At 52.8% G+C, this 5,026-nt stretch carries 3 protein-coding genes; 2 read left to right on the top strand and 1 reads right to left on the bottom strand.

Annotated features, from left to right (window positions below; all coding sequences use genetic code 11):
- Positions 1 to 3: 3 nt before the first annotated feature.
- On the bottom strand, positions 4 to 366 hold the full coding sequence (locus tag OEY58_22230; protein ID MDH5328172.1) for a helix-turn-helix domain-containing protein: 363 nt from the start codon (positions 364 to 366) through the stop codon (positions 4 to 6).
- 141 nt (positions 367 to 507) lie between these two features.
- Between OEY58_22230 and OEY58_22225 the strand changes: the two genes are divergently transcribed.
- Positions 508 to 3,624, top strand: coding sequence for a CHC2 zinc finger domain-containing protein (locus OEY58_22225; protein ID MDH5328171.1), 3,117 nt, complete (start codon positions 508 to 510; stop codon positions 3,622 to 3,624).
- A complete protein-coding gene (xerC, locus tag OEY58_22220; GenBank protein ID MDH5328170.1) occupies positions 3,621 to 4,721 on the top strand; it encodes a site-specific tyrosine recombinase XerC in 1,101 nt (366 codons plus the stop codon). The genes OEY58_22225 and xerC overlap by 4 nt, the downstream gene beginning before the upstream one ends.
- The last annotated feature ends 305 nt before the right edge of the window (positions 4,722 to 5,026 follow it).

Here is a 5,026-nt window from a genome sequence, read left to right as displayed (position 1 = left end):
TAACTATCCCGCCTTCTGTTGCGCAATCAGCGCATCCAGCATCTCCGAAATAAACTTCTGTTTACTCCTTGGCATCGTGCTGATCTGCTCAACTTGTTGTTGCAGTTTGGAGGTAGGTCCGCGCTTTTTGCTGGAAGCGGAAGCCGGTTCGTCAAGTAACTCTTCGATGGAAGTATTAAGTGCCAGGCACAGTGGCTTGAGTAGAGCGACAGCGATCCTCAGCGTACCACCCTCATAGTGGGCCATGGTTTGTTGCGCAATCCCCAAACTCTCCGCGAGTTGAACCTGCGTTAATCCTCGTTCCTTGCGCAAATGCGCGATGCGCTGCCCCAAGGCTTTATAAAACGACTTGTCAGATGGTGTCATCTTGGCATCCCAATCGAATATCAGGGCCATAGTGTACCTCCGGATTTGAAAAGAAGAGTTGACAATACCCTATAACAGAGTACTCTGCAACAGGGTTATTTTTACTCGAAAGGGGTTGACAAGGTTTTGGAGGATTGGGAAATGGCCAGAATATCTGATGACGATTTAACCAGAATCAAGCAGGACATCTCACTGTTACGCTTAGTGCAAGCCAAGGGCTTCAAACCCAAAGTCCACGGCAAAGACTACGTCATGTGTTGTCCGTTCCATGCCGACGATACCGCTTCGTTGATCATCAGCCCGGATAAAAATCTCTGGCACTGCATGGGGGCCTGCCAAACCGGCGGCAGTGTCATTGACTGGGTCATGAAAACCGAAGGCGTCTCGTTTAGGCATGCCGTTGAATTATTACGCAACGACTTACCCCATTTAGTCGCTCACACCCAGGCCGAAGAACCCAAAGTCGTCAAATGCAACTCCACGCCCAAGTTATCCCCCTTAACCGCCAACCCCAGTAATCAAGCGGCCTTGCGCCATGTCATCGACTACTACCACGACACCTTAAAACAAAGCCCGGAGGCCCTGGACTACCTGGAACAACGCGGCCTGAAACACAACGAACTGATAGACCGCTTTAAACTGGGATACGCCAATCGCACCTTGGCTTATCGCTTGCCACAACGAAACCGCCAGGCCGGGGCTGAGATCCGAGGCCAGCTACAAGACATCGGACTCTTGCGCGACACCGGCCATGAACACTTTAACGGCTGTCTGGTGATCCCCGTGATGGATGATAATGGCGTGATCACCGAAGTCTACGGCAGGAAACTGTTAGGCAACCGCCTGCGCAAAGGCACGGCGCAACACCTGTATTTACCGGGCCCGCATCAAGGCGTGTGGAATATCGAAGCGGTCAAAGCCAGCCGTGAAATCATCTTATGCGAAAGCCTCATCGACGCCATGACCTTCTGGTGCGCCGGTTTTAGAAACGTCACCACCAGTTACGGTACATCGGGCTTTACCGATGAACACTTAAACCTGTTTATACAAAGTGGTGTGGAAAAAGTCCTTATCGCTTACGACCGTGACGAAGCCGGAAACAAGGCTGCCGACAAGTTATCCAAGACACTCAATGAACACGGCATGGATACCTACCGCGTGCTGTTCCCCAAAGGCATGGATGCCAACGAATACGCCCGGCAAGTGCAGCCCGCACCGAAAAGCTTAAGTCTGGCGATTAGAAAAGCCGAATGGATGGGCAAAGGGCAGGGGCGTTCAAGTGTCGCGAGCGCAGAATCAATCACATCGCAGAACCTTGCGGATACCGTTCAAAAAAACAAACGGGAAGAAGAAGCCACTAAAAGTAGAAACGAACCGGAAGAGTTTATCCTTTTAGCCGCTGAAGATGTCGCTCATGATATGGTAACCACCGATGTCCCCGCCGACATCAGCGAGCACGAAGTGGTCATGACCCTGGACAACCGCCACTACCGCATAAGAGGCTTAACCAAAAACCTCAGTTATGAACAGTTAAAGATAAACTTGCTGATTAAAGAAGGGGGCGCGTACCACGTCGACACCTTCGACATCTACAGCGCCAAGCACCGTGCCGGATACATCAAACAAGCCGCGCAGGAACTGGCCATCAGCGAAGACATCATCAAGTGCGATCTGGGTAAAGTGCTGCTCAAACTCGAAGAGCTGCAAGACCAGCAAATCAAAGGCACCCTGGCGAAAAAAGAAAAACAACCGGCCATGAGCGATACCCAGGTAAAAGAAGCCCTGGCTTTACTTAAAGAACCGGCGCTATTAGATCGCATCCTACAGGACTTCAACCGCTGCGGCGTGGTGGGCGAAGAGACCAACAAGCTCGTGGGCTACCTGGCCGCCTGCTCCAGAAAGTTAGACAACCCTCTGGCGGTCATGGTGCAAAGCTCCAGCGCCGCCGGGAAGTCATCGCTGATGGAAGCCGTCCTATCCTTTATACCGGAAGAGGAGCGCATCCAGTACAGCGCCATGACCGGCCAAGCCCTGTTTTACATGGGTGAGCAGGACCTCAAGCACAAGATCCTGGCCATCGCCGAAGAAGAAGGCGCACAGAACACCGCCTATGCCTTAAAGCTGCTGCAAAGCGAAGGGGAGGTCAGTATCGCCAGCACCGGTAAAAACAGCGTCACTGGCAACCTGGAAACCCAGGAATACCGGGTTGAAGGCCCGGTCATGCTGTTTAGCACCACCACCGCCATCGACATCGACGAAGAACTGATGAACCGTTGCTTAGTGTTATCCGTTGATGAATCCAGAGAACAAACCCAAGCCATCCACGCCCAACAACGCAAGCGCCGTACCCTGGAAGGCCTAAAAGCGGCTAAAGAAAAAAAGAAGTTGATCCAGTTACACCAGAACGCCCAGCGCTTACTGCGGCCGCTGGCCGTCATGAACCCCTACGCCGATCAACTCACCTTCCTGGATGATAAAACCAGAACCCGGCGCGACCATGAAAAATACCTTGGCCTCATCGACACCGTGGCCCTGTTGCATCAATATCAGCGTGACGTTAAACGCGAGACCTGGGAAGGGGAGGTCTTGGAATACATCGAAGTCACTCTGAACGATATCGCCACAGCCAATCAATTAGCCCATGAAGTCCTGGGTAGGACGCTGGACGAGCTACCGCCACAAACGCGACGATTACTGCAACTGATCAAAGACATGGTGCTCACGCAATGCGAGCAGCAACAGCTTAGGCAATGTGATGTTCGCTTTAATCGCCGACAAGTACGTGATGCCACTGGCTGGAGTGATGGGCAATTAAAAATCCACTGCAAACGTTTGGAAGACATGGAATACCTGCTGGTGCATCACGGCGGGCGAGGCCGCACGATGGAATACGAACTGCTGTATGACGGTGACACCCAGAGCGACAAAGCCCATGTGATGGGGCTGATCGATATCAAAAAATTAACCTATGATGCGCAAAAGTTAGGGTCAGCAAAACAAAAGTCGGTCCCAAGTCAGGGCCAGGCTAGGGCCAGGTCAGTACCAAGTCAGGATGACAAACAACGCGTAAACACTACAGATATAGAGTCAAACGGATTTAATCCTGAATTACTGAGAAAACACACGTCCAGTAAAAATAACACCGCATCGCATCACAATAATGCAACTCCTGCTTTTACTGCTCCTGCTCATCCTGAGCCCGCAGTATTAGAACATCCCTGTTCGTCAGCCGCCCAAGCCGTCGAGGCGATCTCATGAGCAAACCTCACCTGGCACAGCAGTTTCCGCACATCACCAACATGGCCGATCCCCAAGGCATGTACCAGATGGTGCAAAACTACCTGCACTACATGGACATCAAAAACTACTCCCAAGCCACCAAGCAAAGCCGCGAATTTTACCTGTACACGTTTTTAGAGTGGTCCGGACAACGGGGCCTGATCCGGCCCAGCGAAGTGACCAAACCCATCCTGGAGCGCTTCCAGCGCTACCTGTTCCACTATCGAAAGAAAGACGGCGATCCGCTGACCTTCCGCAGTCAATACAATCGGCTGGTGGCGATCCGCGCCTGGTTTAAATGGCTAGCGAAAGAAAACCACATCCTTTACAACCCGGCCAGTGAAATCGAACTGCCGAAGCTGGAAAAGCGTTTACCCAAAGCGGTCTTAAGCGAATCCGAAGCCGAGCGCGTGCTGAACCTGGTAGACATCAGCGAACCGATGGGCCTTAGAGATCGCGCCATCCTGGAAGTGCTCTACAGCACCGGCATACGACGGCTGGAACTGATCAACCTGCTGGTGCAGGACGTGGACCAGGAACGCGGCACGCTGTTCGTGCGACAGGGCAAAGGCAAGACGGACCGCATGATCCCCATCGGTGAACGGGCGTTACTGTGGATCGATAAATACCTCGATGAAACAAGACCGGAACTGGCGTGCGGTCGCGATGAAGGCAAACTGTTTTTAAGTCGTTATGGTGAAGCAATCAGTCCCAATGGATTAACGGCTTTAGTGCGAAACTATATTGATAAAGCCAACATCGGCAAGCGCGGCTCGTGTCATCTGTTTAGACACACCATGGCAACGCTGATGTTAGAGAACGGTGCCGACATCCGCTTTATCCAGGCCATGCTGGGACATGTGAAGCTCGACACGACACAGATTTACACGCAGGTGAGCATCAAGAAGTTAAAGGAAGTGCACACGCTGACGCATCCGGCGAAAGCGAAGCGCACCAAGACCGTGGACTGGAATGAAGAACCCCAGGCGACAGTGGAAGACCTTATGGCGACCCTGGACAGCGAGGACGCAGAGGAGGCCCTGGACATGAAGGTGGCAGCGGACCGGGCGGAGTAGCCGGACACAGTCTCCGTCGGACCGCCCGTCACGGCGCTTGCAATGTCTTCCGGTCTACAAGAAGCCTCCAGCCAGGCAAGCGCCGCGCCGGGCTAGCACGGTGGTAACGACTAACCTCGGTGGCTTCGTTTAAGGACGGTGGTATGGGGTCGGTGTAACACATGCTATCGCAAGTGTTACGGGACTCTTTACATGCCTTTGGGCATCACGCAAAAAACGCGTCATGCACACAGACAACCCCCATCCCCCTAAAAGGGGGCTTTAGCGGCCAAGTAACATAACGCGGGATTATGCGCAGTTAAAAA

This window comes from Gammaproteobacteria bacterium (genome assembly GCA_029882975.1).
Lineage (GTDB): Bacteria > Pseudomonadota > Gammaproteobacteria > SZUA-152 > SZUA-152 > JAJDNG01.
The sequence above is the reverse complement of the archived record's forward strand: the minus strand, read 5'-3'. Positions and strand labels throughout refer to the sequence as shown.